This is a genomic window from Nostoc parmelioides FACHB-3921 (genome assembly GCF_014696625.1).
Classification (GTDB): domain Bacteria; phylum Cyanobacteriota; class Cyanobacteriia; order Cyanobacteriales; family Nostocaceae; genus Trichormus; species Trichormus parmelioides.
Genome location: NZ_JACJQL010000009.1, coordinates 41,022 through 66,140, shown reverse-complemented (window position 1 = coordinate 66,140; position 25,119 = coordinate 41,022). Strand labels below are relative to the sequence as shown.

The 25,119-nt window shown below is 39.2% G+C and carries 21 protein-coding genes and 1 riboswitch; of the genes, 4 read left to right on the top strand and 17 right to left on the bottom strand.

Features of this window, described 5'->3' with window-relative positions; genetic code table 11:
* Positions 1 to 309 precede the first annotated feature (309 nt).
* The 3 genes from H6G14_RS08635 to H6G14_RS08625 form a co-directional block, all read right to left on the bottom strand.
* Positions 310 to 2,037, bottom strand: a complete 1,728-nt coding sequence (locus H6G14_RS08635) for a diflavin flavoprotein (RefSeq protein ID WP_190566860.1) — start codon at positions 2,035 to 2,037, stop codon at positions 310 to 312.
* Positions 2,038 to 2,106: 69 nt separating this feature from the next.
* Entirely contained in the window at positions 2,107 to 2,604 is a 498-nt protein-coding gene (locus H6G14_RS08630) for a phosphate-starvation-inducible PsiE family protein (protein ID WP_190566858.1), read from the bottom strand.
* A gap of 218 nt (positions 2,605 to 2,822) precedes the next feature.
* Positions 2,823 to 4,553 (bottom strand): diflavin flavoprotein, encoded by a 1,731-nt coding sequence (locus tag H6G14_RS08625; protein WP_190566856.1) that lies wholly within the window; start codon positions 4,551 to 4,553, stop codon positions 2,823 to 2,825.
* A 300-nt stretch (positions 4,554 to 4,853) separates the two neighbouring features.
* Between H6G14_RS08625 and H6G14_RS08620 the strand changes: the two genes are divergently transcribed.
* Positions 4,854 to 5,801: a 1-aminocyclopropane-1-carboxylate deaminase/D-cysteine desulfhydrase gene (locus H6G14_RS08620; RefSeq protein WP_190566854.1), complete on the top strand. Its 948-nt coding sequence runs from the start codon at positions 4,854 to 4,856 to the stop codon at positions 5,799 to 5,801.
* Between the two features lie 157 nt (positions 5,802 to 5,958).
* Here the strand turns inward: H6G14_RS08620 and H6G14_RS08615 are convergent, their stop codons facing one another.
* Genes H6G14_RS08615 through H6G14_RS08605 form a run of 3 tightly spaced genes read right to left on the bottom strand, consistent with a single transcriptional unit; the run spans position 5,959 to position 9,271 of the window.
* Positions 5,959 to 6,972, bottom strand: a complete 1,014-nt coding sequence (locus tag H6G14_RS08615; RefSeq protein WP_190566852.1) for an ABC transporter ATP-binding protein — start codon at positions 6,970 to 6,972, stop codon at positions 5,959 to 5,961.
* Entirely contained in the window at positions 6,969 to 8,054 is a 1,086-nt protein-coding gene (locus H6G14_RS08610) for an iron ABC transporter permease (RefSeq protein WP_190566849.1), read from the bottom strand. Before H6G14_RS08610 ends, H6G14_RS08615 begins: the two co-directional genes overlap by 4 nt.
* On the bottom strand, positions 8,054 to 9,271 hold the full coding sequence (locus H6G14_RS08605) for an ABC transporter substrate-binding protein (protein ID WP_190566847.1): 1,218 nt from the start codon (positions 9,269 to 9,271) through the stop codon (positions 8,054 to 8,056). The genes H6G14_RS08610 and H6G14_RS08605 overlap by 1 nt, the downstream gene beginning before the upstream one ends.
* A gap of 131 nt (positions 9,272 to 9,402) precedes the next feature.
* Here H6G14_RS08605 and H6G14_RS33995 point away from each other — a divergent pair, with 131 nt between their 5' ends.
* A complete protein-coding gene (locus tag H6G14_RS33995) occupies positions 9,403 to 9,531 on the top strand; it encodes a hypothetical protein (RefSeq protein WP_277884307.1) in 129 nt (42 codons plus the stop codon).
* Positions 9,509 to 9,667 (top strand): hypothetical protein, encoded by a 159-nt coding sequence (locus tag H6G14_RS33525; RefSeq protein ID WP_242053386.1) that lies wholly within the window; start codon positions 9,509 to 9,511, stop codon positions 9,665 to 9,667. Before H6G14_RS33995 ends, H6G14_RS33525 begins: the two co-directional genes overlap by 23 nt.
* Positions 9,668 to 9,738: 71 nt before the next feature.
* On the opposite strand, the gene H6G14_RS08595 is transcribed toward H6G14_RS33525, so the two are convergent.
* The 3 genes from H6G14_RS08595 to H6G14_RS08585 form a co-directional block, all read right to left on the bottom strand.
* Positions 9,739 to 10,611, bottom strand: coding sequence for a (2Fe-2S) ferredoxin domain-containing protein (locus H6G14_RS08595; RefSeq protein ID WP_190566844.1), 873 nt, complete (start codon positions 10,609 to 10,611; stop codon positions 9,739 to 9,741).
* A 73-nt stretch (positions 10,612 to 10,684) separates the two neighbouring features.
* On the bottom strand, positions 10,685 to 12,814 hold the full coding sequence (locus tag H6G14_RS08590; protein ID WP_190566842.1) for a TonB-dependent receptor plug domain-containing protein: 2,130 nt from the start codon (positions 12,812 to 12,814) through the stop codon (positions 10,685 to 10,687).
* A gap of 234 nt (positions 12,815 to 13,048) precedes the next feature.
* Positions 13,049 to 13,459, bottom strand: coding sequence for a DUF1636 family protein (locus tag H6G14_RS08585; protein ID WP_190566840.1), 411 nt, complete (start codon positions 13,457 to 13,459; stop codon positions 13,049 to 13,051).
* 399 nt (positions 13,460 to 13,858) lie between these two features.
* Positions 13,859 to 14,001, bottom strand: a riboswitch (cobalamin riboswitch).
* Positions 14,002 to 14,235: 234 nt separating this feature from the next.
* On the opposite strand from H6G14_RS08585, the gene H6G14_RS08580 reads away from it, so the two are divergent.
* Complete coding sequence (locus H6G14_RS08580; RefSeq protein WP_190566838.1) at positions 14,236 to 15,384, top strand: endo-1,4-beta-xylanase; 1,149 nt, start codon at positions 14,236 to 14,238, stop codon at positions 15,382 to 15,384.
* Positions 15,385 to 15,713: 329 nt separating this feature from the next.
* Here H6G14_RS08580 and H6G14_RS08575 read toward each other — a convergent pair whose 3' ends face one another.
* The 8 genes from H6G14_RS08575 to H6G14_RS08540 all read right to left on the bottom strand — a co-directional run bounded on the left by H6G14_RS08575 (position 15,714) and on the right by H6G14_RS08540 (position 25,099).
* The gene (locus H6G14_RS08575; protein WP_190566836.1) at positions 15,714 to 17,144 is read right to left on the bottom strand and encodes a sugar transferase; all 1,431 of its coding nucleotides are present in this window, start codon (positions 17,142 to 17,144) and stop codon (positions 15,714 to 15,716) included.
* 255 nt (positions 17,145 to 17,399) lie between these two features.
* A complete protein-coding gene (locus tag H6G14_RS08570; RefSeq protein ID WP_190566834.1) occupies positions 17,400 to 18,173 on the bottom strand; it encodes a WecB/TagA/CpsF family glycosyltransferase in 774 nt (257 codons plus the stop codon).
* A 148-nt stretch (positions 18,174 to 18,321) separates the two neighbouring features.
* Positions 18,322 to 19,473: a glycosyltransferase family 4 protein gene (locus tag H6G14_RS08565; protein WP_190566832.1), complete on the bottom strand. Its 1,152-nt coding sequence runs from the start codon at positions 19,471 to 19,473 to the stop codon at positions 18,322 to 18,324.
* Between the two features lie 119 nt (positions 19,474 to 19,592).
* Complete coding sequence (locus H6G14_RS08560) at positions 19,593 to 20,486, bottom strand: glycosyltransferase family 2 protein (protein ID WP_190566830.1); 894 nt, start codon at positions 20,484 to 20,486, stop codon at positions 19,593 to 19,595.
* A gap of 78 nt (positions 20,487 to 20,564) precedes the next feature.
* The gene (locus H6G14_RS08555; protein WP_190566828.1) at positions 20,565 to 21,581 is read right to left on the bottom strand and encodes a hypothetical protein; all 1,017 of its coding nucleotides are present in this window, start codon (positions 21,579 to 21,581) and stop codon (positions 20,565 to 20,567) included.
* Between the two features lie 35 nt (positions 21,582 to 21,616).
* Positions 21,617 to 22,870 (bottom strand): glycosyltransferase family 4 protein, encoded by a 1,254-nt coding sequence (locus H6G14_RS08550; RefSeq protein WP_190566826.1) that lies wholly within the window; start codon positions 22,868 to 22,870, stop codon positions 21,617 to 21,619.
* Between the two features lie 3 nt (positions 22,871 to 22,873).
* The gene (locus tag H6G14_RS08545; RefSeq protein ID WP_190566824.1) at positions 22,874 to 24,136 is read right to left on the bottom strand and encodes an O-antigen ligase family protein; all 1,263 of its coding nucleotides are present in this window, start codon (positions 24,134 to 24,136) and stop codon (positions 22,874 to 22,876) included.
* 36 nt (positions 24,137 to 24,172) lie between these two features.
* Entirely contained in the window at positions 24,173 to 25,099 is a 927-nt protein-coding gene (locus H6G14_RS08540; protein WP_190566822.1) for a glycosyltransferase family 2 protein, read from the bottom strand.
* Positions 25,100 to 25,119: the final 20 nt, after the last annotated feature.

Sequence of the window (25,119 nt, the reverse complement as noted above, 5' to 3'; positions counted from 1 at the left end):
GTTATGACTTGGCGTGCTTGTGCGTTGGAAAATTTTAATTCCCATTTGTCACAGTACTATCATGCCACTTAACTTAATATAAAAACTTACGTAGCCTAACGCACCTTGTTATGTGGCGGTGCGTTAGGCGCTTAAAATATAATTCTGTTGTAAAACCTTTCAGACAAGATTTCTTTATTCTCAGGATTTACGCAACTGGCACAATGGTAGGGTGCGTCAGATGTGGAAAATTCCTGAATTTGTACGAAATTATTGAGTCTGACGCACCCTACAGTTAGTTTGATTATGAGACTTGCATAAGCCCTAATTCTAATGACTACCTGATTTGCGATGTTCAACGGCGGTTACACCGTCATTAGCTAACACTTCTCCTTTATCTACCACAGCATAAATTAACAGTCTGTCGCCGCATTCAAGTTGATTTTTGACAGTACATTCCAGGTAAGCTAGTGCTTCGGTGAGAACTAAACAACCATTATCAGCAGTTTTGGTTTCTAGATTCGCAAAGGGATTATCGCCTAATGTACTTTGACGGGAAAAATAGCGTCGGACATTTCTGCCTTCTTTGAGGATATTCAAGACAAATTGATCACCAATATGACTCATTAAATCTGCATTCTGTTCTTGAGCGATCGCCATCATAATTCCTGGTGTATTAAAGGTTGCTTGAGATACCCAAGAAGTTAAGATACCTTTGTGGCTTTCTTGGTCACGGGTTGTCACTACACATAGTGAACCAATAATTCTGCCTACTGCTTGTTCAGTACGGTCTATTTTGGCTTCGGGAATTACTTGGCGAGGAGTACGTAATTTTTTGTTTTTCTTTAAAGTTTGGGCAAAAGTTGCACCTGCGGCTTGACACTGTTGCAGAATTTCTGGGGTAGGACTAAAGCGGACTCGAATGGTGTCAAAGCCTAAACGGTAATTGGCATCTTTGAGCTTACTTTCAATTAAATCTATGGCTTCGCCACTCCAGCCGTAGGAACCAAACACCCCAGCTAACTTAGTTTTTGCCGCCGTTGAGAGGACTATACCTAAGGCTGTTTGAATTTGTGTTGGTGCATGACCGCCTAAGGTGGGGGAACCGATAATTATGCCATCACAAGCTTCCACAATGCGGGTAATTTCTGCCGTATCTGCAAGTTCACAGTTGACGGATTGGACATTAACATCGTTTTGCACCAAACCTTGAGCGATCGCATTCGCTAAAATGCCAGTATTGCCATAAGCGGAAGTATAAAGCAGCGCCACACTTAAGTCTTGAGATTTCTGTCCTTGACACCATTGACGGTAATCATAAGTAAAACGACTAAGGCTATAACGCACCACCGGGCCATGACCAGGCGCATAACATCTAGCCCCCAGCATGACTACTTTATCTAAAGCTGCTTCAACTTGTTTGGCTTGGGGTGCGTGGAGACAGTCAAAGTAATAATGGCGTTCCGCGTCTAATTTTTTCCAGTCTTCATCCAATAAAGTATCTTCGCAGATATGAGCGCCAAAAAACTTGTCTGTGTAGAGAATCTTCGTGGCTGAGTCGTAGGTAAACAAACCATCCGGCCAACGGGGAGTAGGCGCGGTGACAAATGTGAGTTGATGTCCTTGTCCTAAGTCGAGAATATCTTCAAAGCGTACCGCTTGAATGCGAGATTCCCATTCAGGAAAAGCCGTTTTCAAGGCGTTAGCCGCAGGACGAGAACAAATTAAAGTAGCTTGTGGTGCTTTGGAGAGTAATTCTTGTAGGGTAACTCGGCGGTTGGGGTTGACATGACCGAGAATGATGTAATCCAGAGTGGTGAAATCGAGATATTGAGCTAGTTGTTCTAAGTAAATTGCCGTAAAAGATTCACCAGGAGGGTCAATTAAGGCTTTTTTATCAGCTTGGATAAGATAGGAATTTGCCGTAGTTCCCCGTTGGCGGGAATACTCAACTTCAAATTTTAAACGCTCCCAAGTGCGCGATCGCAAAATCAGTGTATGTTCACCAATATCCGCTACTTGTACATCTCTGGGACGGCTGGAAGTTGCAATAGTCATATTTAATTCTCCTTTAAAGATTGGTGGGTGATTAGATACCCGACTTATTGAATGAAGTCGGGTATCTAGCTAATCTCGTCCGTTTACCTGCATTTTTTGATAGCGCTTGGCTATTTGTTGTTCTGGATCAATCCCTTCAAACGTGGGTGGTAGCCAAACTCGCAGAACCAGCAATATTCCCAAAACTAATAAAAAGGCACAAGTTGCTAAAACTTGACTCCAATTAGTTTCTAGTACACCTTTAACAATGACTTCTCGCAACGCGGAGACAATAGAAACTTCTACCGCCACACCTATAGATATGCGTTGTTCTTGGAGGTAGATAATCAGCAGTCGGAATAACTCGACTAAAATCAGCAGAAACAAAATATCGGCAGTGACAACATGGAAATCTAAAGGTGGAAGCAGGGAAAGGAACATATCCCACACCTGAATAGCCATGAAGCTAAATAAACCGATACATAAGGAAATCACAATCACATCTTGAATCAATTCTAAGGTGCGGACAATCCGACCCCGATTGATTTCGTACACGGAAATTGGGCTATCTTCTACAGGTTTGTACATGGGATTGGGGAGAAAAAAGTAAAAAGTAAAAAGTAAAAAGGTAAAAGATTTTTTCTTTTTACTTTTGCTTTGGATTGGAGATTGGGGGCTGGGGATTGGGGATTGGGGATTGGGGACTAGGGATTGGGGATTGGGTACTGAGAATTTCTACCCCTGCCTCCCCTGCTCCCCCTGCCTCCCCTGCTCTCAATCTCTATTCCTCAGTCCCCAGTGCTTAATTAGTAATGATTACCAACTTTGCGATGATGAACGGCTGTCATGGCATGGACGTTGGCAACTCTGCCGACTTGAACAATGCTGTAGATAATCCAATGGTCGCCACAGTCCATACGGCTGGTGATTTCGCATTCTGTGTAAGCTAGGGATTCTGCAAGAATGGGGGAACCGTCGGTGGCTGGGTAGGTTTTGATGCCTGCAAAGCGGTCTGCACCAGGGGCAAAGCGTTTGAGGAAATGTTTCATCAATCCTTGATAGTTATCTTCTTCCAGAACATTCAAAACAAAGCGATCGCCTACCTGCATTAAGGATTCAATGGCGCGTTCTTTGGAGACGGCAATGGCTACTCCCAAAGGATTGAGGCTAGCTTGTGTCACCCATGAGGCGAACATGGCACCTTGAATTTCTCCTTTTTTGGTAGTGATGATGTATAAGCCGGTGCTAATCCGTCCTAAAGCTTTCTCTAAGTCAGTATTGATGGATTTGATTTGTTTGATGGTGCGATCGCGTGTTAACCATTGCCCTATATCTGTACCAGCTTCTTCACAAAGTTGTTCTGTAGTTTGTGTGGGAGCTTCTTTAATTAAAATTGGGGGGAAAGCTTCAACTAATCCCAATTCTTGAAACTTATTTCGTAAGGGAAAAACAGGTTCATCTTCTCCTCCACCAGACTCTAATAAGCCTATGGCCTGTTTATGATGTACAGCCGCCAAAATAGTATTTAAAGCTGCTTGGGCTGTCAGTGAATATTGTGATGGCATGGCGATGACTAAGCCAGATGCTTGAGTAACTAATTCTCTTACTTCTTGTAGTTCAGCAGTATTTAAGTCCATTAATTCTACCGCCACACCTGTTTTAGTACATCCATGCCCCAGAATATGTACTAAATGTTCACTATAGCCATAATCTTCAGCATAAAACAAAGCAACTAATGTCTCTGTTTTAGCTTGTTCTAAACTCCAGTTTTTATACCTGCCTAACCATTCGCTAATATGCACTTGTAGTAGAGGCCCGTGTCCTGTAGCTACTGTTTTAATTGCTAAGTTTTCAATGCGTTTTAAAGCTGCTAATACAGACCGTGCATTCGGCCCCATCAGACAATCATAGTAATATTTAAAATCTTCTTCAATGGCGAAGAAATTTTCATCATAAGTCTGATCATCGCAATAGTGCATCCCAAACACATCACAGGTGTAGAGAATTCCTGTTTTGTGGTCATAGGTCAAAATCGTATCTGGCCAATGTAAATTAGGTGCAGAGACGAATTCCAAGCTGTGACCATTACCTAAATCTAAGCGTTCTCCACTTTTCACCTGTAGGGATTTGAATGGTTGGTGAACCATATTTTCTAAAAATTGAATTGCGACTTTAGCCCCAACAATAGTGATATTAGGAGCTAATTGCAAAATATCTTTCACTAAGCCGCTATGGTCTGGCTCTGTGTGACTAATAATCAAATATTCGATTTGATTTGGGTCGATTAATCCGCCAACTATCTCTAGATAGAGTTTCTCAAATTTGCGGTGTGAGGTGTCAACTAAAGCAATTTTTTCACCTTGAATTAAGAAAGAGTTATATGTAGTGCCGTTACGTAAGCCAAATTCAATATCGAAACGTTCTCGATCCCAATCGAGACAGCGAATAGCAGTTGTTTCAGCCCCAATTTCCACAGTTTGCACTGTCAAACGTCCTATGTTGGCATTAGCTTGTGTATCTTCGGTGAGTGCAACCATAGGTTTTCTCCCAAGAAATTATGATTAAGTGTTAAATATTCTTCTTCTTATATTGAACTGAGAATCCTATTTGGTAAAATGCCAATTTCTGAAGCTATTTATTAGTAAAATTTATTATTCACTGAAATTGCATTAGCATTGAAAATAATCAATGTTAATCATTGATAAGCTAATGCGCGCCTAAATTGCATAACTACTAACAAGGGCTGTTAACTGTGAACGGTAAACAGTCAACAAACCTTACGATGGATTATGCAACTTAAAAGCACAATACCTTATCACTCTCCCTAGAATTCATCGATGTCATTGACCTTTGTTCCTCCTCCAGTACAAAAAATCAATAGTGAGATTGCTAATAACGCTGGCGTAGAAATTAATGTATTACGCCTTGATTTAATGCACCCGTGGGTAAACGGTAACAAATGGTACAAGCTGAAATACAATCTCTTAGAAGCTAAGGAGAAAGGTTATACAAAATTACTCACCTTTGGTGGTGCATATTCTAATCACATCTTTGCTACCGCCGCAGCAGGTAATCTTTTAGGATTCCAGACTATTGGTGTAATTCGTGGGGAAGAAACCTTACCCTTAAATCCCACGCTAAGTTTTGCAACGCAACAAGGCATGCAGCTTGTCTATGTGAACAGGGAAACCTATGGACAACGAAACAGCACCACATTACACGCAGACTTAAGGAAACGCTTTGGTGAGGTATTTATCATTCCTGAAGGTGGTAGTAATTTGAATGGTGTGCGCGGTTGTTTAGAAATAATAAGTGCGACAACACAAGTATTTGATATTGTGTGTGTAGCTTGTGGTACAGCTACTACCTTAGCAGGTATTGCTTTGTCACTGGAACCGAAGCAACGCGTGATCGGTTTTCCTGTCTTAAAAAATGGGGGTTTTCTAGCAGAGGAAATTACTCAGTTTATGAATAATTATGTCGCGGCGGGGTTGCCCATTTCATCTAGTTCTCCTGCATCTTGGGAATTAGTTTGCGATTACCATTTTGGCGGTTATGCCAAGGTGAAAGATGACCTCATACTCTTCAGCCACCAGTTTACCCAAAGCTATGGCGTACCCCTTGATTACGTGTATACCGCGAAAATGTTTTACGGTGTCATGGACTTGTTAAAGCAAAGATATTTTACAAAAGGCGATGGTCTCCGACCGACCATAGGTCATCGCATCTTAATGATTCACACGGGTGGTTTACAAGGAAATGTCGGGATGAGTGAACGATTGTAATGGTTTTTAGCACGTTGGGTATATCACAGGAATATTCGGGACTAAACCAGATAATGGTCTTACACAGCGTCTCTCGATTTGCACCGTTTATCTCCCCGTAAGGAGAACCCGCGCAGCCGTTTTCAGAAATCAAACCGGATTCCCATAGCAGCGATCGCTATAATAAATTTAAATATTTAATTACATCGTACAGTGAATTATAAATATTTACACTCCGGCTGTTAGTAATTTTCCACAATAATTGTTTTTGATTCGATATTAGTTCTATTAAAATTGATAAGTCATTTTTACTTTTAATAACTTGAAATCCTGCACGTTTTAAAGCCCGAATAGTCCACATCGAAGCAATACCATCCTCGACAATATGAACTTCTCCCCTGACTGGTGTATGTAAATTAAACTCACCAGAAAATATATCAAATTCCACACCTTCACTGCGGAAAGTATTAGCAAAAGCACCACTTAACACCAAATCTTCCGGCGCACCAACCTGTAAAATGCCCTCAGATGTTAATAACCAAACTTGGTCAGCCAGCCGCAAAGCTAAATCTAAATCGTGAGTAGAAAGTAAAATTGCTTGCTGAGTTTCCCTTGCTAACTGACGCAACAATTGCATAATTTCCACCCGTCGTGGTAAATCTAAAAATGCAGTGGGTTCATCCAATAACATCACCATCGGCGACTGCGCCAAAGCACGCGCAATCATAATTTTTTGACGTTCACCATCACTCAATTCCCTAACTTGACGCGCAGCTAAATGTAACGCACCTACAGATTTTATCGCCCAATGTATAATCGCTTCATCTTCCGGCGTTAATTTTCCCCACCAGTCAGTATAAGGATGTCGTCCCAAACTCACCAGAGTATAGGCTGATAACATACCCACATCCACCCTTTCCGTCAACACCAAACTCAACCGCTTGGCTAAATCCGACGGTGCTAACTTATAGATATCATCACCCAAAAGCCGCACCTCACCCGCAATAGGTGATTGCATTCCGGCAAGCGATCGCAGTAATGTAGACTTACCCGCACCATTCGGGCCAAGTAAACACACCAATTCCCCAGCTTCCAGACATACGGAAATATCCCTCGCCACACACCGTACATTTTTGCTGGATGTTTGATAACCGATAGTCAAATTTTGAGTTGTTAAAATTGGATTACTCATGACGGGAAAGATTTTTGGGAATTACGCCGCAGAATTACCCAAGTGACAACAGGAGTTCCAATCAAAGCCGTAATCGCATTTAAAGGTAAAACCATCTGACTCACCGCCATTTGGGAAAATAAATCAGCCACCAAAGCTAATATTCCCCCCATAATCATCACCCCAGGGATTAAAATCCGATGATCAGAAGTCATAAACAGACTGCGACACAGATGAGGAATAGCCACACCCAAAAATGCGATCGGCCCGCAAAAAGCCGTAATTCCACCTGCTAAAATAGAAGCACTACTAATAATAGAAAACCTAGCTTTCTCCACAGTTAAACCCAAACTCCGCGCGTAAGCTTCCCCCAACAACAGCGCATTTAAAGATTTCGATTGCAACACCGCCACCAATAAACTGCAAACTATCACCGGAATCAACACAATTAACTGTTTCCAAGTCACCCCAGCGAAGCTACCAAAAGTCCACATAATATAACTTTGAATTCGTTCTTTAGAACTAAATTGCAACAAAATACTCACAATTGCACTCGTAGCGTAACCAAACAATAAACCTAAAATTAGCAGCGTCATCGTCTCTTGTACTCGACGCGCCACCACTAACATTAAACCCAAAACCGCAGCCGCACCAAGGCTAGCAGCTATCACCAACCCAAAATCAGTAATAATTCCCAAATCATTTAATAAAGTCGGTGTCGCCACATTTGCAGTTAACACCACCAAAGCTACACCCAAACTCGCACCAGAACTAATTCCTAACACAAAAGGCCCCGCCAAGGGATTTTTAAACAGAGTTTGCATTTGCAAACCACTCACACCCAAAGCCGCACCCGCTAAAGTTGCAGTCAACGCTTTCGGAAGTCTAAATTTCAGAATAATATTTGCCCAAGTCGCTTTTTCAGGTTCTTGTCCCAGTAAAATACTGATAACTTCCTGAATCGGAATCGAGACAGAACCTAAAGCCAAATCCAGCAAAAATGCAACAATAAACCCGATAATTAACAGCAAAAATACTAAAGTTCTGATAGAAGTAGATTTAAAGAGTATTAATAGGTTAGACGGCAAATATTTAAGTAACATTATTTGCTAAATTTACGATAATAAAACAATTGATGCTTCGGTAATATTTCAGGATGCAGGATTTTAATTAAATCTGCAAGCACAATATCAGGGTTACTAATTCCCCCTTCCCAGTAATCATTACCACCATTCGCATTCACACGCCCATTGTTATTATAAAGATTGCCTGTTTTCACCGCTTGAAAATCAGCATAGCGATTATCTTCTGAGATTAAATCCTTGACACTTTGCCAAGCTTGGCTAAAATTCAACCAATAATCAGCATTAGACGCACGTTCTAAAACCACTTCAAAAGAAAGTGGTAAACTACCAGTAGATTTATCATCACTCCAAAGATAATTTCCTCCAGCATCAGCGAGATATTTAGCAACATAACTATTACCAGCCGGCATAAACCAAGTACCTTTAAAGTTAAAACCTACAAATACACTTGGACGGTTTTTCACAGATTGAGCTTTTGCGGCTATTTGTGTATATTTATTCGCAATTTCATTAAATATCTTTTCTGCTTTGGCTTCTTGATTGAAAAACAAAGCCGTAAATTTTAACCATTCACTTCTCCCCAGTGGCGTATCTTCCATATATTCAGCATTTATCCCCACCTTTAACCCAGCCTCTGTGAGTTTGCTATAACTATCAGCTTGGGAATTACCTGTGCCGAAGGTTGTTACTAAGTCGGGATTTAATTCTAATAATTTTTCAATATCTACATTGGAATTATTGCCGATTTGGGTAATATTTGCCGCTTTAATTCTCTCAACTACTTCAGGTGTATTGACTTGTTTAATATTACTCACTCCAATTAATTTATCAACTACACCTAATTTAGCTAAATGGGGTAAATGTGTAGTTGATAAAGAAACTATAGAGTTAATGGGAACTGTAATTACTTGTGCCTGCTTAAATCCTTGGGGTGTGGGAGTTCCGCATTGGACTAAAACATATTGAAACTGAGTTTTAGCATTTTGCCAAGGGTTTTTGATGGTAATTACTTTGTAATGTTTGTGATACTCTACCGCCAAACCTCTGGCATGGGTGATTTTGATTTTATTGGGGAAGTAATCTTGGTTGGGGTTATAGTTTTGAATACAGGCGTTATTATTGGTATTTGTAGGTGTATTAATTACTGTACTATTGCAGGCGATTACTAAAGTCGCAATCAGAAAAAACTGGCATAAAAAAATTATTTTAGAATGAGGCAATTTTACTAAATTCATATTATCTAATTTTTGGTCTATCGGTGGTTAGTGGTGTTCAATAAATTTATTCCTTTTCACCAAATGTTCATTTGTAGGTTGAATGAAGGCTTGCACGCTAAAATAATAGATGTAGTTATCGTTAAAAGCTAATGAATATCAATATTGATATCCCTGATGAGATGCGCGTTTATGTCGAGGCACAATTAATGGCAGGTACTTACTTACAACAGCATCGGCGAGTATTTTCTAGACTTGATGCAGCAAGACAAAAAACGTAAGGCGCAAGCAAAGTTAGAAATGCTGTTACTTCAAGGTATTAACTCGCATACTCAGGAAGTAACACCAAAATATTGGGAAAATTTGCGTTATGCGGTTTTAGATGAAAATATTACAGCAACACAAAGCGACGCATGAGCTATAAGTTAGTTGTCAGAAACCAAGCAACGCAAGCGAATTAGATGAAGATTTTTAACTATAGTTATAATTTAAACAGACTGTGGTGGATAGCAATGTTCAATAACTTTGTTACCGTTCACCAAATGTTCGTTGACGATATTTTCGGCAACGTTGGGGTTAACGCGAGTGTACCAAGTTCTATCATTAGAATAAAAAACTACTGGGCCGAGTTGACATACTTCTAAACAGCCGGATGTTCTAACTTCGATGTCTAAACCTGCTTCTTCTACTGCTGATTTTAAAGCATCAAATGTAGGTTGCCATTTACGGGAAGGTAGACAGCGTGTAGAGGTACAAACTGAAATATAGGAATGTTTGAGAGGATTTTTGCTAAAGGGTATGGGTTTTTTACCTAATACATAAATATCTCGCAAATCTTGATAAAGAGCTAACTTATCTAGATTTGGTTTACCCTCCGGTAATAAATTTTCTCCATCTACCAAAGGATTAGGCAATAAAATCGTCATCAATTGTTCATTCGCACCATTCCAAAACTGAATACCCCAACTTCTAGGATTTCCTTCTGTATTAAACCGCCGATAAAAAGCCGCACGAGAAACTAAACGTTGCTTTCTCACTTCCACAGGAGTTCTGCACAAAGGCCCACCAAAATTAGTATCAATACATAAATGTAAATGCCAACCCTCAGCCGCTACTGTCAAATATCCGTCATAGAGAATACAAAGCTTTGGTGGTACATTAAATTCCAACTCTAAAACACTACCTTGAACAATATGAGCAATTCCCACCTGCTGCCAATTTTGTTCAAACAAAGTATAAACTAACGATGCTAAAACATCACTCCCACAATCAAAATATTCATACTCAACAAACCCCCCCGTAGCTAAATCTTCTTTAACCACCTCATTAACTGGTGTCACCCAACAATTAAACTCAGCCATTCTTAATCCTCCTTTGCGCCTTTGCGCCTACCCTTTAGGTTCCGCTTTAGCGGTATGCGTGAGCTATTTCTTATTAAAATCGAGAACTCAAACCAACCTGAAAAACCCTCCCCCCATCAGGATAACCAGGGAACAACTGATAACGCTGATCGAACATATTATCCAAACTCCCAGTTAAAACCAAACTATCACTAATCGGTACACGCAGCTTGAAATCAAAAGTAGTATACCCCGAAAGAAACTCCGTATTAATATTATTAGTGGGATACCCATTTAAGGAGTTCATCAACACCCCCAAATACCAACCTTGAGGATTTTCATAAGACACACCCAAATTTAATTTATCTGCACCTGCAAACCTTAACTCCTTATCAACCTCCGCCGGATTAGCACTTCTTAAAATACGCGGATCATTCGCCGTATAATTAACAAAAGCATAGACATTCCTCGCCAATTGTAAATTTAACGAAGCTTCAATTCCCGTAGTTTGTACCAACCCAATATTTTCATAAGTTCCCGTATTCCCATTTATAGGAGGTGTGAGTCTTGTAAAGGCGATTGTATCAGAAACTCTGTTGCTAAAAAATGTTAACCTCAGCAAGCCAATATTGCCCAATCTTTGGTCAATTCCCACATCAAAACTATCTCCCTTCTCTGGTTTGAGATCAGGATTCCCGATATTAGTAGGATTATTATTAAATAAATTGACTATAGTAGGCGCGCGGAAGTTTCTGATATAGTTAGTGCGGAGTGTAGTTGAATCTGAAACTGCAAATTTTGCCCCTATAGATGGTGATGTAAATGAGCCATTTACCAAACTACTAAAATCTTGCCGCACTCCTAAATTCATACTAAAGCTAGGAGAAAAGTTAATTTCATATCTGCCAAAAATTGCCCCTTGACCTATAGCATCATCATAATTTTCTGTGGTGATATTTGTACTATACCTAAATGTGGTGTTGCGTACATTGGTATTGCGATAGTCAAAGCCATAAACTAAAGTCTGATTTTTGGCAAATTTCCAGCTATGTGTGGTTTGAATCCCGTAGGAATCTTGTTTAGTATCAAAGCGGTTTTGAGATGTAATTGCACCACTACGATTATCAAAACGAGTGTTGAGAAAATCAGCGTAAACTCTCGCTGTTAACAGTGAATCATCACCGCTTCCTAATTTGGAGTTCCAGGTTAAATCAGTAAGAACTTGGTCTGTGTATTTGCGATTATTATCGGTGAGAGAGTTAAAAAATCCCTGTCCAAATTGGGGTAAAGGAATGGGTACACCTCCAGGTACTCCCTGTTCTTTACCTAAATATAGGGTGGATAGGGTTAAGGTGTTCCGTTTACCTAAATTTGCCTCTAGTTTAACGTTAAAGTTATTAAAGAGTGCGTCATTATTTCTTCTTGTTCCCTCAAAGTTAGCTTCGGGAATAGTAAAGCGATAATTATTTTGTGCTTGAGTCCGGTTGTAACCAACTACCCAAGCAATATCACCTGATTTTCCACTATTCTGAATGCTTTGTTGGTTAAGTCCATAGGAACCGAAATTAACTTTGGTTTCTGTGGTAATTTGCTCTGTAGGACGACGAGTAACAATGTTAATTACCCCACCTATTGCATCTGAACCATAAAGAGTTGAACCACCTCCGGGTAAGACTTCAACTCTTTCAATATTATTAGTGGTAAATTCTGATAAATCGAAACCACCACCACCTAAATTATTAATTGGTCTACCATCCAATAAGATTAAGACTTGACCAGTATTAGAACCGCGAATAAATTGCCCGCTTAAAGCGTTTACTTCTGTCCCAACTGTACCGTCACCTAAAATACCAGGAAGAAATCGCAGTGCTTCTCTGACAGTTCTTGCACCTTGCGCTTCCATTTCTTCGCCGGTAATGACATACACCGGACGGGTGGAATCTTTGACTGTTCCTTCCCGTCGAAAGGGTGAAAACACAGGTTCATTGAGGAGTTTGTCAATAACTGTCAGTTCAATGTCGGGTTCGGTTTCTGTTGTATCTTGAGATCTTACTTCTGCAACTGGTTGTAAGTCTTTGGCGGAACCTTCCTCTTGTGGAAACTGGGATATTTCTAGAACTTCCGTGGCTATAATGCTGGAATTTTCCCACAGCATCCCTGTGGTGATAGTCAAACTAGAAACGATAAGTTGAGTTCCCCATCTGGCAATAAACTGAGTACGCATTGGTAATTGAAGCCACCTGTATAATTAAAAATTTTTCTCAAGTAGAAATTTGAGCTTTTTCGGTAAAAAACTCTCAGCCAGTAGGAAAATTGCTATGTTTAGATAATGATTATTATTATCACACTGATGGTGTAATTTACAAGCTAGTTTTTAAGTTTGTAGTCAGTACTTGAGTGCTGAGAGTTTTGAGGACTAAAGTCCTGACTACGAACTGGATGGACTACTGGTGTTAAATTAACAGCAATTGTGATGGAATTTTGCCCACTTACTTAGGGGTGGAATTTTGGCTAAGATGCCTCTTTTTAAAGCTTCTGGACGTTCTGACCAAGGTAGTAAACCACCAGGGTTGACGTAGTATTGAGTTGCACATTGCAGTATTGCAGATGGACTATCATCAACGGCTAAATTCCCGAATAGATAGGTGAGTTTCGCTTCTGCTTGGAAGGCGACAACGCAAGCATGGTTGCAAGCACTCATACATTCAACGCCTTGAATGGAGAATTGATTTTGCAATTCCCAAGTTTGTGCAAGTGCTTGGAGTTGTTGTAATAGCTGCTGTCCACCACTTTCGCTAACTCGCTTGCCATCTTGCCACACACTGGCGCAGGTCGTGCAGACAAATAAAGTATGTTGTTTTTTGCTCATTGATTTTCAGGCGTTGCTGATTGATAGCATGAATTAGCCTTACGCATTTACCGCTAGGCGTTGTTATACTCCTACACTGTGGGTTCGTGGTAGCGTCTATAAAAGAGAAGCTAACGCAACGAGGAAGCTTAGACGCATTCGCTGTTAAGCGTTTGGTGCAGGTAGGCGTAAAGTTACCTCTAGCTTGGGTAAAGTAAATATGCAAAGCGAAAGATAAAATACAACTATGTTTTCCAGGTTGTATCTATAACCTTCTGTGTAAGTATTGATATCTATAAGGAAATATCTACAATCTCATAGAAATTTGTAGTGTGTGGCGTATATATGACGCTATGAGACAGTGATCCTCTTTAATGGGGAGAGTATTGATTGCTATATTCATCTGTACCTCGCAGATAAGAATTTGTTGTACTTTCGGCGGGCATTCTGACTTTGAGGCATAAGCCCCATTACAGCTGCGGGACAGCGCCGGATTCACACCGGACTTTCCCCGTTACCTCTGATGGCTGACCCCCACCAGAACCGAGTTGTTATTGAGAAAATAGTACCACAGCAATGATGCTGAATTTCAGCCGCTACTTAAAACGTAAAGTAATCCCCAGTGTACCAGAATCAGCAAAAGCTAGGGCGATCGCATAACTAAGTAAAACATTTCATTAATTCCCAGATCATTCTCTGCGTATCTCTACGCTTACCTTTGTGTATTACTGCCCTAAAAACTGTAAAACTTTAATGTGCAATATAATAACTCCTGTATTTTCTATTAGGTATTATTTATGTTCCATCGGAGAAAATTCTTAAAGAGAGCAGGATATACAACTCTATCTGCTTTCTTAACGATGGGGTTTTTACAAAGGGATAAACAGAGGGATATCCGTAGTACTGATATTGCGGCAATTAATACCAATTATCCCTTGAGGCAATTAGCTGCTGCCAAAGGAAAACGCTATGGTGCAGCAGTTGACAGTGAAGCTCTCAAAAAATATCCCGAATACGCAAAATTAATTGCCCGTGAATGCTCAATTGTAACACCCAATGGCGAATTAAAATGGAATGCCACTGAACCGCAGCCTGGATATTTTACTTTTGAAGCAGCTGATGCGATCGCTAACTTCTGCCAAAAGAATAACCTGAAAATGCACGGACATACCCTGTTCTGGAACATGGCAAGACCAGACTGGCTTCCTTACCCTCCTACTCTACCCATGATTGAACGGCACTTTAACGGTGTGATGGGGCATTATCGCAATAGTCAGGTTTTAATATCTTGGGATATCGCTAATGAAATTATTGCCTACAATGAAGACGAAGCTAAGGCCTCTACCTACGGCTTACATAAAGGCGTAAAACCAGAATTAATTCGAGATGTGTTTTTAATCGCCGCCTCGGTGGATAGTAGCAAGAAATTTTACCTCAATGATTTCTCCATTGAAGGTGATACCTGGAGATCCAGGTATTTCCTAAAAATGATTGAGTATCTCAAGAATAATGGCGCAAAGATAGATGGGGCAGGTATCCAGTCCCATATGTGGTTTTCTACCAATTATCCTTTTGATGAAAAAGGATTTGTTGGTGTTTTAAAAAGGCTCAAGGAACTGGAAGTTAAACCAGTAATTACCGAACTAGATATTATTATTGATACCCCTCTACCAGACACTATCGAAAAGCTCGATCAAATGGTGGCAGACTCTTATAAGCGTTATCTTGACTTATGCTTTGCTAACGGAGTCGATACCATCATCACCTGGGGTATTACTGATCGCTATAGCTGGATACGTCACCCTGATTGGATGCCGCAAAAATTTAGAGGAAATCCCAGCTACCATAAGTTTTTGCGTCCACTTCCCTACGACGAGAACCTAAAACCTAAACTTGCTCGTAAAGCGATCGCTCAATCTTTCATCAAGGCCACTTCTTCAAGATGACTCAAATAGGTGCTATCTATTTGCTAGATAATACCCTTCATAAAAGCAGCCTCTTCAAGTCTATTCATATAGGTACTGCATATTTGCTAGATACTAGTAGTCTGCCAAGTCAACTCTGCAAGGTTAATAGGGGCAAAAAAATCGCCTTCTCCGCCTTCTCCCCCTGCTTCCCCTGCTTCCCCTGCTCACCTTAGCCTAGCAATTTTGGGTTGGTGAACTACTAGCCGTCATATTCCTGTTTCCTGCTAGAGCTATAAACCCAAATTTGAGAAGGGTGTAAGCGTTTTAACACCTACACCCCTTATTCAAAACCTTGATGTTGATTCAAATCAATGTGCGCCTGTCTTCTGAATCACAACTTTAAAGGTTTGTAACAATATTCTCCAATCCAGCCAGATAGACCAATTTTCGATATAGTCCATATCTAGTTTGAACGCGTCATCAAAATTATCAATGTTGGAACGTCCAGAAACTTGCCACAAACCAGTGATACCAGGAAGAACTTCTTGGCGAATAAAATGATTATTCTGAAACTTCTGGACATCACGCATAGGTAAAGGACGAGGCCCGACAAGGCTCATTTCTCCCAAGAACACATTAAATAATTGCGGTAATTCATCCAAACTATAACGGCGTAAGAATTTCCCGACTCTTGTGATGCGAGGGTCGTCTTTCATTTTGAAAAACACACCATCTTTCATTTCGTTTTTAGCTTCTAAAGAGGCTTGAATTTTTTCCGCATTGGTCACCATTGTCCGGAATTTCCAAATCTTAAAGGTTTGGCGATGTAAGCCAACACGTTCTTGCTTGAAAAATACCGGGCCAGGAGAATCAAATTTGATCACCAAGGCGATCGCCACATATACGGGTAAAAGTAAGATGATGAGGATGGAGGAAAAGCAGAGATCGAAAAATCGCTTCATCCAAAAATCACCGCCAACAATCAAAGGTGCAGGGATTGTGGGGTAAAAGACCTCTCCAATCATATCGAACGTAGATTTAGGGAGAGAAAATTCACTCATTGTTGGCAACAAACGCAAGGTAATTCCAGCATTGTAAAAATACCAGCAAAGGAACAACCGATTTTTGATAGTATCCCAAGCAATAAAAACTTCATCTACATTTTGAGCGCGAAGATATGCAAAAGTTCTTTCTCTATTAGCTAAATCTAAACATTTAGAGTTAGCATAACCTTGAATTGCAAAGTAATTCTCTCGTTCTAGCAGCTTTACATGATAAGGCTCTTTTTCTTCACCATCAGCAATAATAAAAATCCGGTGACGTACTGCGCCTTTTTGACGGATGGAATTGGTAAAGAAGTTAAATAAATAACGAAAAGTGCAAATGAAACTGATGGACAATAACCAATACACTAAAAAAGTTGTATAGGAAATATAAGTGTTTTGCCCATAGAGAACCTCTACAAATAACAACAATACAGATGATAAAGAAATGGCTTTAACTACCCCTGCATAGTTTCGCCTGTGAATACCTGCTTTATAAAGCCCTGTTGTTTGAAATATAGCGATCGCCAAGCTCAAACTGAGCAGCATAAATGATATGTTATGGCTCGAAATTAATTCAATAGGATTACTAGATAAAACTGCTAGATTCCAGGCGGAGGCTATAAATATTGCGTCCAGAAATACCAGAATTACTACACGCATTAATCTAATAAACAATCCCCTCTGAATTCTAGGACTGTTAGCAGAGCGTAAGTCTGGTTTTAAACTTTCTATGGAAATATTGCCAGAAACCATGAGTATATTATTCCTCCATCTTATATCAGTATTGACAACAAAAAAATATCAGCTATGACTGCAAGATTTATGCAAAATCAATCTTCCTAAAAGTTTTCATAACATCCGTTTATTCTTTGAATAAATCAAATAATCATGTTTTTACTGTTATTTATTTAGGAAAATATTGTAATCATTAGTATTTAAAAACACAGAATTGAATCAACTTTACGTATTGATTACACGAATATCAAAGTCTGGCAAATTAGCGGCAGCTTATTTTGATTGACTAGATAAACTCCAAATTTCTCGTAAGAAGAGAGTGCCTAAAAACCACGGCTCAAGTAAGTAACGTCTCCACAATCTAGTTGGTTCGGTCAACAACCTATACAACCATTCCAGCCCCATTCTTCCCATCCAACGAGGTGGTGTGGGTATCGCTCCTGCCACATAGTCTAGGCAAGCTCCACTGGTCAAAATAGCATTGGGTTGAATACGCTCTAAATTTTGGGAAATCCAATGTTCTTGGCGTGGCATCCCCATCCCCACCATTAATACATGGGGTTTGTATTCATTGATGGTCTTAATAACAGTCAGATTTTCTTCGCTCTCTTCACTAGTATCAAAGTAGCCATGAGAGCAAGTAATTTGTAACCCAGGAAACTTTCGGCGCAAAATACCTGCCCCTTGTTCAGCAACGCCTGGTTTAGAACCTAGATAAAATATCCGCCAACCCTTATTGGCTGCTTCCTCCATGAGAGGCCATACCCAGTCCGCATAGGTTACTCTCTGTTCCCTCTTCATAGGAAAACCTAGAAGCTTGCCAATGAAAACTATAGGCATACTATCAATATGGATGTATTCTGCCTTAGCATAAAAGGCTTGCATTTCTAAGTCTTTGTGAAACAGATAAAGACTGTGCAGGTTGTGATTAGCGATAATCCATTTTTTTCCCTGCTCAATAGACTCTCCAATTAAACAATTTAATTCAGGGATAGAAAGAGCATCTACGCTTACCCCAAGAAGTTTATAAGAAGGCCGCTTCTTCATGACTTATAGCTATTTTGTAACTCTAAGAGTCTGGAACACAAAAAAACCAAGGTTTTTATAATTAATTGGTTAAGTCTATATTATCATTTACCTACGTAAATACACTAAGTTTTTTGGTTAAATATTTTGTGAAGAGAGATATATATTGTTAAGATTCTATGGTCTTCATCAGTATTTCTGCTGTATGTTTAGCCTTGGCACTCCACGAGTATTTTTCTCTAATCAAAAAATATGCTTGTTGGACAAGCTCTTGAGATTCATCAATATTTTTAGTAGCTTCCACAATCGTATTAGCGACTTCTTCGCAGGAGTATCCAGATATTAAAAGATGCTCCTTGTGTTGAAAGTCTTCTAAACCTCGCAAGCCTTCTGGTGTTGAGACAACTAACTTTTTACTGGCAAAAAAATCTAAGGCTTTATTGCGAGCGCCACCCGCTACTGCTTGCTTAGGAAATGGCAGCAAGGCAAGGTCTGCGTATTGAAGATGGTCAAGGAAATCTTCACGTTTAGGTAGAAACCCTAAGAAAGAAATATTAGAGGGAATGGGTTCTGCAATATCGCTACTATCCCTACCAATAACAATAAAATGAATGTTTTGCTGATGACTCTCAAGGGATTTTGCCACCTCCATAGTCATGGATACAGACATATCATTAGTAGGAAACTGAAATGTTTTAGGAGCGATGACGACTACTATTTTGGCTGGTCTCAATGCTTGGTAAGGGTCTTGACCTAAACGAGATTCGTTATTCAGTAAGTCTTCAGCTACTCCATTACCTATACAATAAATATTTTGATGACTCTTACCATACCACTGGGAAATTAATTGAGGTGTTGATTCACCCGCCGCAATTATCGGGCATCCAGATAAAACTAATAGTCCTTGAGCGATATATGTTTTAATTAATTGGGTAAATTCCTTAAAAGGATTGGCTACAGAAAATAAGCGTGTCCAATATTCATACGGAGAAAAAGTATGAAAATCTAATACCAGGGAAAAATTATTATTTTTCCTTAAATTTTTTGCAATGAGAGCAGCTAAACCAGGTAACGTTTCTTGAGCATAGACAATATCTGGTTCAAATTCATCAATACACTTTTGAATATTTTGAATGTACGACTTCAGACTGCGTGAGCCAATAGAAAGAGAAGGGGCATAGTCTACAGCCGAACAGTCTAGACCCAACTGAAAAACTTGAAAGTATTCAGTAAGATTCTGTCCTAAGTAAAAAGGTCTAGTAAAAGCGCCAAATGGCTGGCTAGAATCAAGATTAGAAACAATTAGTAAGCGTTTACCCATAACAAAATTAAGATATTTTTTCTAATTCAAGGCAGGTATTTTGGCAAATTAGTTTAATTATGGAATAAAAGTAATATCGCTAATTCAACTATATTTTATAAATACCTCTACAGGCGTAATTAAACTTCTGATTTCGTTGATTCTGTGTCTTCGGAAAAGGTAGGAGAAGCTGCCAAATTCTTGTAACCAATGATTGCTCTGATATAAGGCAAAAACCAATAAAATATCCAGAATGGCCCAGAGTGTCTGCTACAAAATGTAGTCCAGGGTTTCAACGGAAATCCTTTAATTTGTAGAATTTTTTGCAAGCGTTCTAATACAGTAAGATTTGTATCTACCCAGCTATTACGGACGGAATTTTTATTACAAGTCCCTATATATCCGGGTGCTACCCATACATGACAACCTAGTTTACGCGCTCTGAGAGCGTAATCTAAATCTCCCAAACTGTGAATAAAAGCAGTATCAATATTACCAACTTTCAGGGTGACACTATGAGGAATGAGAACGCAGTTACCGTACATAGCATCACATTTTTGTACATCTAAAGTTGGTTCTAAAAATTCAAATTTGTTAGAATACCACTTTTTCGATTTCACGGCCCCGCCATAAGTGGCTTGCTTCGTAATCGGGTCTTGAGTCGAACCCACTACAATTGATTCTTCATAACCTTTGGCTGCCAAATTTTGATGAACTTGGAATAACTGCTCTAAAGCATCAGCTTCGAGAAATGTGTCGTCATTCAACCACAGGTAGTAATCGTATTGATTTTTGATAGCTTCACCAAAGGCTAGGTGCATTCCCCCAACCCAGAATAAATTGCCATCACCCTGAAGAATTTTCACATTTGGATATTCTGCTGTAATAAACTCTGCTGTACCATCAGTGCTACCGTCATCAGTTAAATAAACATCAAAATGTTTTTTTTGCTGATATAGAGCTTGTAAACAAGCAAGAGTGGTATTACGTCGGTTGTGGCAAGTCATAATTACGGCTAGGGTTGGCTGCTCCATCTCATTTACCTCATATAATTTTTCTGAAAACAATCTTTAAACATAGGAAAACTTCCTTTATTTTGGCAGATTGAATTTTTAGAATTTAGCTGTCTTCTCTATCAAACTACTCAAATTAATTTTTATATTGAATTTCTGTAGTTTTTGCTCTATTCTTCTGATTGCTAACATATATCTATGTAGAACTGATGTGCGAGACATATTAAGTCTGACAACTTCTTGAGATAACCACTGATACTTATCAGAGGTAATATTGAATTTTTTCAATTTTCTAATCTGTGTATTCCAGTCGTTATAAAAAAACAAATTGAAATAATGAATGGATGTAATGTCATCCCAATCCTGCAACCGTAGTTCTGGTGATAAGCGATTGTGTAAAGGTAGAGGATAACTGTAGTTATGAGAGAAATGTTCTACATTATCTGTTAAGGCACATAGTGTCACAGACAAGACGGACTGTTCGACAAAGTAAATGCCTTGAGGAGGAGTTATATCCAGGTGCATTACTTTGGTGAAATTTTCTTTCCAAGCTGTAAATATACCTGCACTTCTTCTCACAGCAACTAAACCAGAATTCCAATAGGCTCTAATTCTTTTATTGCCGATGGGTGTGTTAACAAATATCTCACGCTTGACCCCCAACACTTGGTATAATTTCTGCCAGTACCATTCTTGAGGGTCTTGCGAACCTGTCGAGCCGATTCCTTGACCATACTCAGGACGCACCCGCACGTTACAATTTTCCGGCAGTAAAAATTCTGTTGGTTCTGCAAAAAAGCATTTATCGCTATCTAAAAAAACTAATATTTCTGCATCAATATTCTGTTCTGCATAGGCACAAACTAAGGGTTTATTTGCTAAGTAATATTCATGAAATTCTTGGTTAATCGGAATTTGTTGGTGAATGACCTGTAATGAAACAAAGGCTTCTTGGGTTTGCTGGGATATTGGCTCACCAACTCTAGGGTGAAAACTATATATGGGTGTATCTTTTAAATTGCCACAGAACTTACGAATACTGGTAGCCAGCATTAAGGATTGGGCTTCTAATCGACCAGGTTCTGTACAAATTATAAAAGCTAAAGGTATTGACATAATAATTACTTATAAAATTTAGTTACCAGTAAAAACTAATTTTTGATATCCAATATTTCCTGAAAAAGCGCTGAATAGCGACGGGCTTGAAGTTCTAAGGTAAATTCTCGTTCAGCTTTTTCTCTGGCGTAAAATGATAGTTTTTGCAGTCTCTGTTCATTTTCTAGTACCCAGTTAATTCCTTGAGCAAAATCTTCGGCTTCGTAAGGTTTAGCCAGATAGCCGTTTTGCTGATGGTCAATAATATCTTTTAAGCCAGTGGCGTTAAATGCTACAACCGGAGTACCACAAGCGAGTGATTCAGAGGCTGTCTGTCCAAAAGACTCTTGCAGAGATGGTACTAACATGACATCTGCTGCTGAGTATACGGTTGCTAAGGAGATATCGTCGTGCAAGTGTCCTAAGTAGTGGGTTTTGAAGCCTAAATCAATTGGTTTTTCGGGTCGGGATGCGCCAAAAATAACTATTTCTAAGTTATCGCCCCAAGCAGACTGGCTCAGTTGCTGTAAAGCTGGTTGCAACAGATGAAACCCTTTGTTTCTATCACTGGTTGCTTGTATCGCTCCGAACAGTACCAGTTTTTTATCTTGGGGTAGATTGAGTATCTCCCGCGCAGAATGTTGACTAATAGGACGGTATTTTTGCGTATCTAGTCCGTGAGGAATCACTTCTATTCGTAAATTTTGAAACAAAGGACTAGAACGAGCGCACTCTGCTAACCAATGACTGGGTGAAACCAAGGTGATATTCAGGTTTTTCCAAGCTTTGGCTTTACGTTGCCATATCCAGCGTGATATGTCTTGTTCATGATCACTATTAAGTTGAGGACAGGCTCCGCAGGAAACTTGATAGCGATCGCATTCTCCAATAACGTGACATCCTCCAGTAAAGTCCCCCGTGTCATGAATAGTCCAAACTAGAGGTTGTTTCAGCTTTGCGACGGTTTCTATTTGCATAAATCCTCCTCGAATCCAGTGCAGATGGATAATATCAGGAGCGATTTTGGCCACTTTAGAAGCTACTGTATCAGGCAACCACTGAACCGAATATGGGTTATTACTCCGCTTGGGATAAAACTTTAATGGTAAGGCATCAAATGTGAGTTTTGCTCTAGCGATTCCTTGAAATAGTCTAATTTCGGGTGCAATCACTGTTTTGTCATTAGTTAGTTTCTCTTGCACCAGCATCTGTGAGTTGACACCAATATACCGTAGTCCACAATGCAATCTATAGGCAGCACGAGCTGCACCACCATCAATATCAGATTTATTGATTAGTAAAACATTCATTATTTACTCCCTTACAGTTATTCGACTCGACGGCATAAATCCTTCTTTGATACCCATGCGTATTCGTTGATAGCTAAGACTTAAGGATAAGGAAGTTGTGATATACATTAACCAATTCCAACTCGGAGTTAGTAATCTGGCTTCGGAAAAATTGACGATAACAATGATAATCAACATTTGCATCGGCCAATAATCTTCTGGCTTTTTAGCCATTGAAATAATTCGACCTAGTGCTAGGACAAAAAATCTCATAAATCCGGCTACAAATACCAAGAAGCCTAAAAATCCTATGTCTAATAACATTTCCAAGAAGCCATTATGGGAGTTACTTGCCCATTCGTAGGTCGCTCTAACATTAGCTGCTTCAGGACTATTCCAAAACCCGTAATATCCATAACCAAACCAAGGTCTTTCCCAAACTTTAGAAATTATTGGTTCCCAGAGGTCAACACGCCCATTAAAAGTTAAATCTTTACCTGAAGTACCCACTATGTTCTCAATATTAGTCATCAGTAATATCGTAGACAGTGTGAGTAATATTAAGGCTAAACCAATCATAATAACTTGTAATTTATAATTGGTTTTTTTGAAAAATCTGTAAAAAGGTAACAGCAGGATTATTGTTAATAAAATTGTCAAAGATGTTGTAGAGCGAGAAAGGATAATGAGGGATGTAGCTGCACCACATAATGTCCACATCAACCAAGTATATTGATAATTACTTAAGGCTAGGTGCAGAAAAATTCCTGCACTCCACGCCATCATGTATCCCAATTCATTTTTATGACCATAAATTCCACTCCACATTCCTGCTAATTCAGGCGCTTTGTGAATATAATCTGGCAGTAATGCGGAGAAAAACAAAGATAATAACGTGGCTACGCCAAGAGCTAAAGCTATGAGTCTTATTTGCTCTCTCATGGAATAGCGCATGGCTAAATATATTGCTAACAAATATACTCTTATTAGCCCTCTTGTATAGTTAAGCGCAGTCCTAATATCTTCTGACCATAAGAGAGATAATATAACTATTCCCAATAAAATGAACTGTAAAGGATCTTTGGTAATGACATATAAAAAACCTTTCCAGTAAGAGATGATGAAAAAGAAGAGAATTAAATATGAAACTATATTGAATAAAGTATCTAGCTTGTCACCACCTAAAGGAGACGTTGAGATTTCTTGTGCAGGATGTATTGTTAATGCTCCTACAGCAATTAATAATAGTAATATGGTTAATATTTTTTCCGGTAGCTTGACATTCATAGTGCTATTTTAATCGTTGTAGTAATTTACAGAGCATTATTTATAGGATTTTGAATAATTAATTTTTTTCTTCAGTTCTTCTTTAAAAATATCTAAAGCCGTTGCTTTATAAACTGTTTTTTGTGTAAGAGTATCCGCTTCTACGTTACGAATAATGTATGGTGGATGCTTTAAGGGAAATTCCATTGCTTGGGTTGGTAGATTGATAAAAGAAAATTCTTTATTAGATGTAAAATGAGTTGCATCTACACCAACACCCACATTAGCCACTAAATTAACGTTGGGTGTAATGCTTAAACTACCCTGCATCCAACAAGCAAAAGTCCATTGGTAATCCCAAGTGATGCCGGTAGGATTGTCGTAAATAGTTTGAAAAGTTCTACGCCAATAATTGACTGCTTTGGAGTCGAGCAGAATGTCATATAAAAGATTTTGTGCTTGCACTTCTTGCCAGAGTTTGATGTTTAAATCATAATGCTGCCAAGCACGTTTCCAAGTTGCCCAACCCCAACAGTGACTATAGCGAGAAAAGTAATAACTATAATTTGTGCGTTTATTGCCAGTTTGGACATTTTGTGCGGAAATACTAGAAATCCTAGTATCATTTTGATATTTTTCTAGTAATTCTTCACTAAATCGGAAAAAGCTATTATGTGGTATGCAGTCATCTTCCAAAATGATTGTCTGTTCTACCTGACTGAATACCCAATCTAAGCCGCTAGAAACTCTCTTCGCACAACCTAAATTAGTATCTGCATAATTTTTGATAACTTCGCATTCCCAATCTACTCTGTCAATAATAGCCCTGGTTGCTTCGCACTTTTCGGCTTCACCTGGGCGGTCATTCCGAGGGCCATCGGCAATGACGAAAAGTTTTTTTGGTTTGACTTGTCGAATCGCTTGGAAAACTTTTTCCGTTGTTTGTGGGCGTTTAAAAATAATAAAAGTTACTGGTGTTTTCATATTGAGTATGAGTTAGTATT

Bases quoted from the DNA above. Each gene is read 5' to 3' on its own strand.
- H6G14_RS08635 (WP_190566860.1), bottom strand. From the start codon at position 2,037: ATGACTATTGCAACTTCCAGCCGTCCCAGAGATGTACAAGTAGCGGAT.
- H6G14_RS08630 (WP_190566858.1), bottom strand. From the start codon at position 2,604: ATGTACAAACCTGTAGAAGATAGCCCAATTTCCGTGTACGAAATCAAT.
- H6G14_RS08625 (WP_190566856.1), bottom strand. From the start codon at position 4,553: ATGGTTGCACTCACCGAAGATACACAAGCTAATGCCAACATAGGACGT.
- H6G14_RS08620 (WP_190566854.1), top strand. From the start codon at position 4,854: ATGTCATTGACCTTTGTTCCTCCTCCAGTACAAAAAATCAATAGTGAG.
- H6G14_RS08615 (WP_190566852.1), bottom strand. From the start codon at position 6,972: ATGAGTAATCCAATTTTAACAACTCAAAATTTGACTATCGGTTATCAA.
- H6G14_RS08610 (WP_190566849.1), bottom strand. From the start codon at position 8,054: ATGTTACTTAAATATTTGCCGTCTAACCTATTAATACTCTTTAAATCT.
- H6G14_RS08605 (WP_190566847.1), bottom strand. From the start codon at position 9,271: ATGAATTTAGTAAAATTGCCTCATTCTAAAATAATTTTTTTATGCCAG.
- H6G14_RS33995 (WP_277884307.1), top strand. From the start codon at position 9,403: ATGAATATCAATATTGATATCCCTGATGAGATGCGCGTTTATGTCGAG.
- H6G14_RS33525 (WP_242053386.1), top strand. From the start codon at position 9,509: ATGCAGCAAGACAAAAAACGTAAGGCGCAAGCAAAGTTAGAAATGCTG.
- H6G14_RS08595 (WP_190566844.1), bottom strand. From the start codon at position 10,611: ATGGCTGAGTTTAATTGTTGGGTGACACCAGTTAATGAGGTGGTTAAA.
- H6G14_RS08590 (WP_190566842.1), bottom strand. From the start codon at position 12,814: ATGCGTACTCAGTTTATTGCCAGATGGGGAACTCAACTTATCGTTTCT.
- H6G14_RS08585 (WP_190566840.1), bottom strand. From the start codon at position 13,459: ATGAGCAAAAAACAACATACTTTATTTGTCTGCACGACCTGCGCCAGT.
- H6G14_RS08580 (WP_190566838.1), top strand. From the start codon at position 14,236: ATGTTCCATCGGAGAAAATTCTTAAAGAGAGCAGGATATACAACTCTA.
- H6G14_RS08575 (WP_190566836.1), bottom strand. From the start codon at position 17,144: ATGGTTTCTGGCAATATTTCCATAGAAAGTTTAAAACCAGACTTACGC.
- H6G14_RS08570 (WP_190566834.1), bottom strand. From the start codon at position 18,173: ATGAAGAAGCGGCCTTCTTATAAACTTCTTGGGGTAAGCGTAGATGCT.
- H6G14_RS08565 (WP_190566832.1), bottom strand. From the start codon at position 19,473: ATGGGTAAACGCTTACTAATTGTTTCTAATCTTGATTCTAGCCAGCCA.
- H6G14_RS08560 (WP_190566830.1), bottom strand. From the start codon at position 20,486: ATGGAGCAGCCAACCCTAGCCGTAATTATGACTTGCCACAACCGACGT.
- H6G14_RS08555 (WP_190566828.1), bottom strand. From the start codon at position 21,581: ATGTCAATACCTTTAGCTTTTATAATTTGTACAGAACCTGGTCGATTA.
- H6G14_RS08550 (WP_190566826.1), bottom strand. From the start codon at position 22,870: ATGAATGTTTTACTAATCAATAAATCTGATATTGATGGTGGTGCAGCT.
- H6G14_RS08545 (WP_190566824.1), bottom strand. From the start codon at position 24,136: ATGAATGTCAAGCTACCGGAAAAAATATTAACCATATTACTATTATTA.
- H6G14_RS08540 (WP_190566822.1), bottom strand. From the start codon at position 25,099: ATGAAAACACCAGTAACTTTTATTATTTTTAAACGCCCACAAACAACG.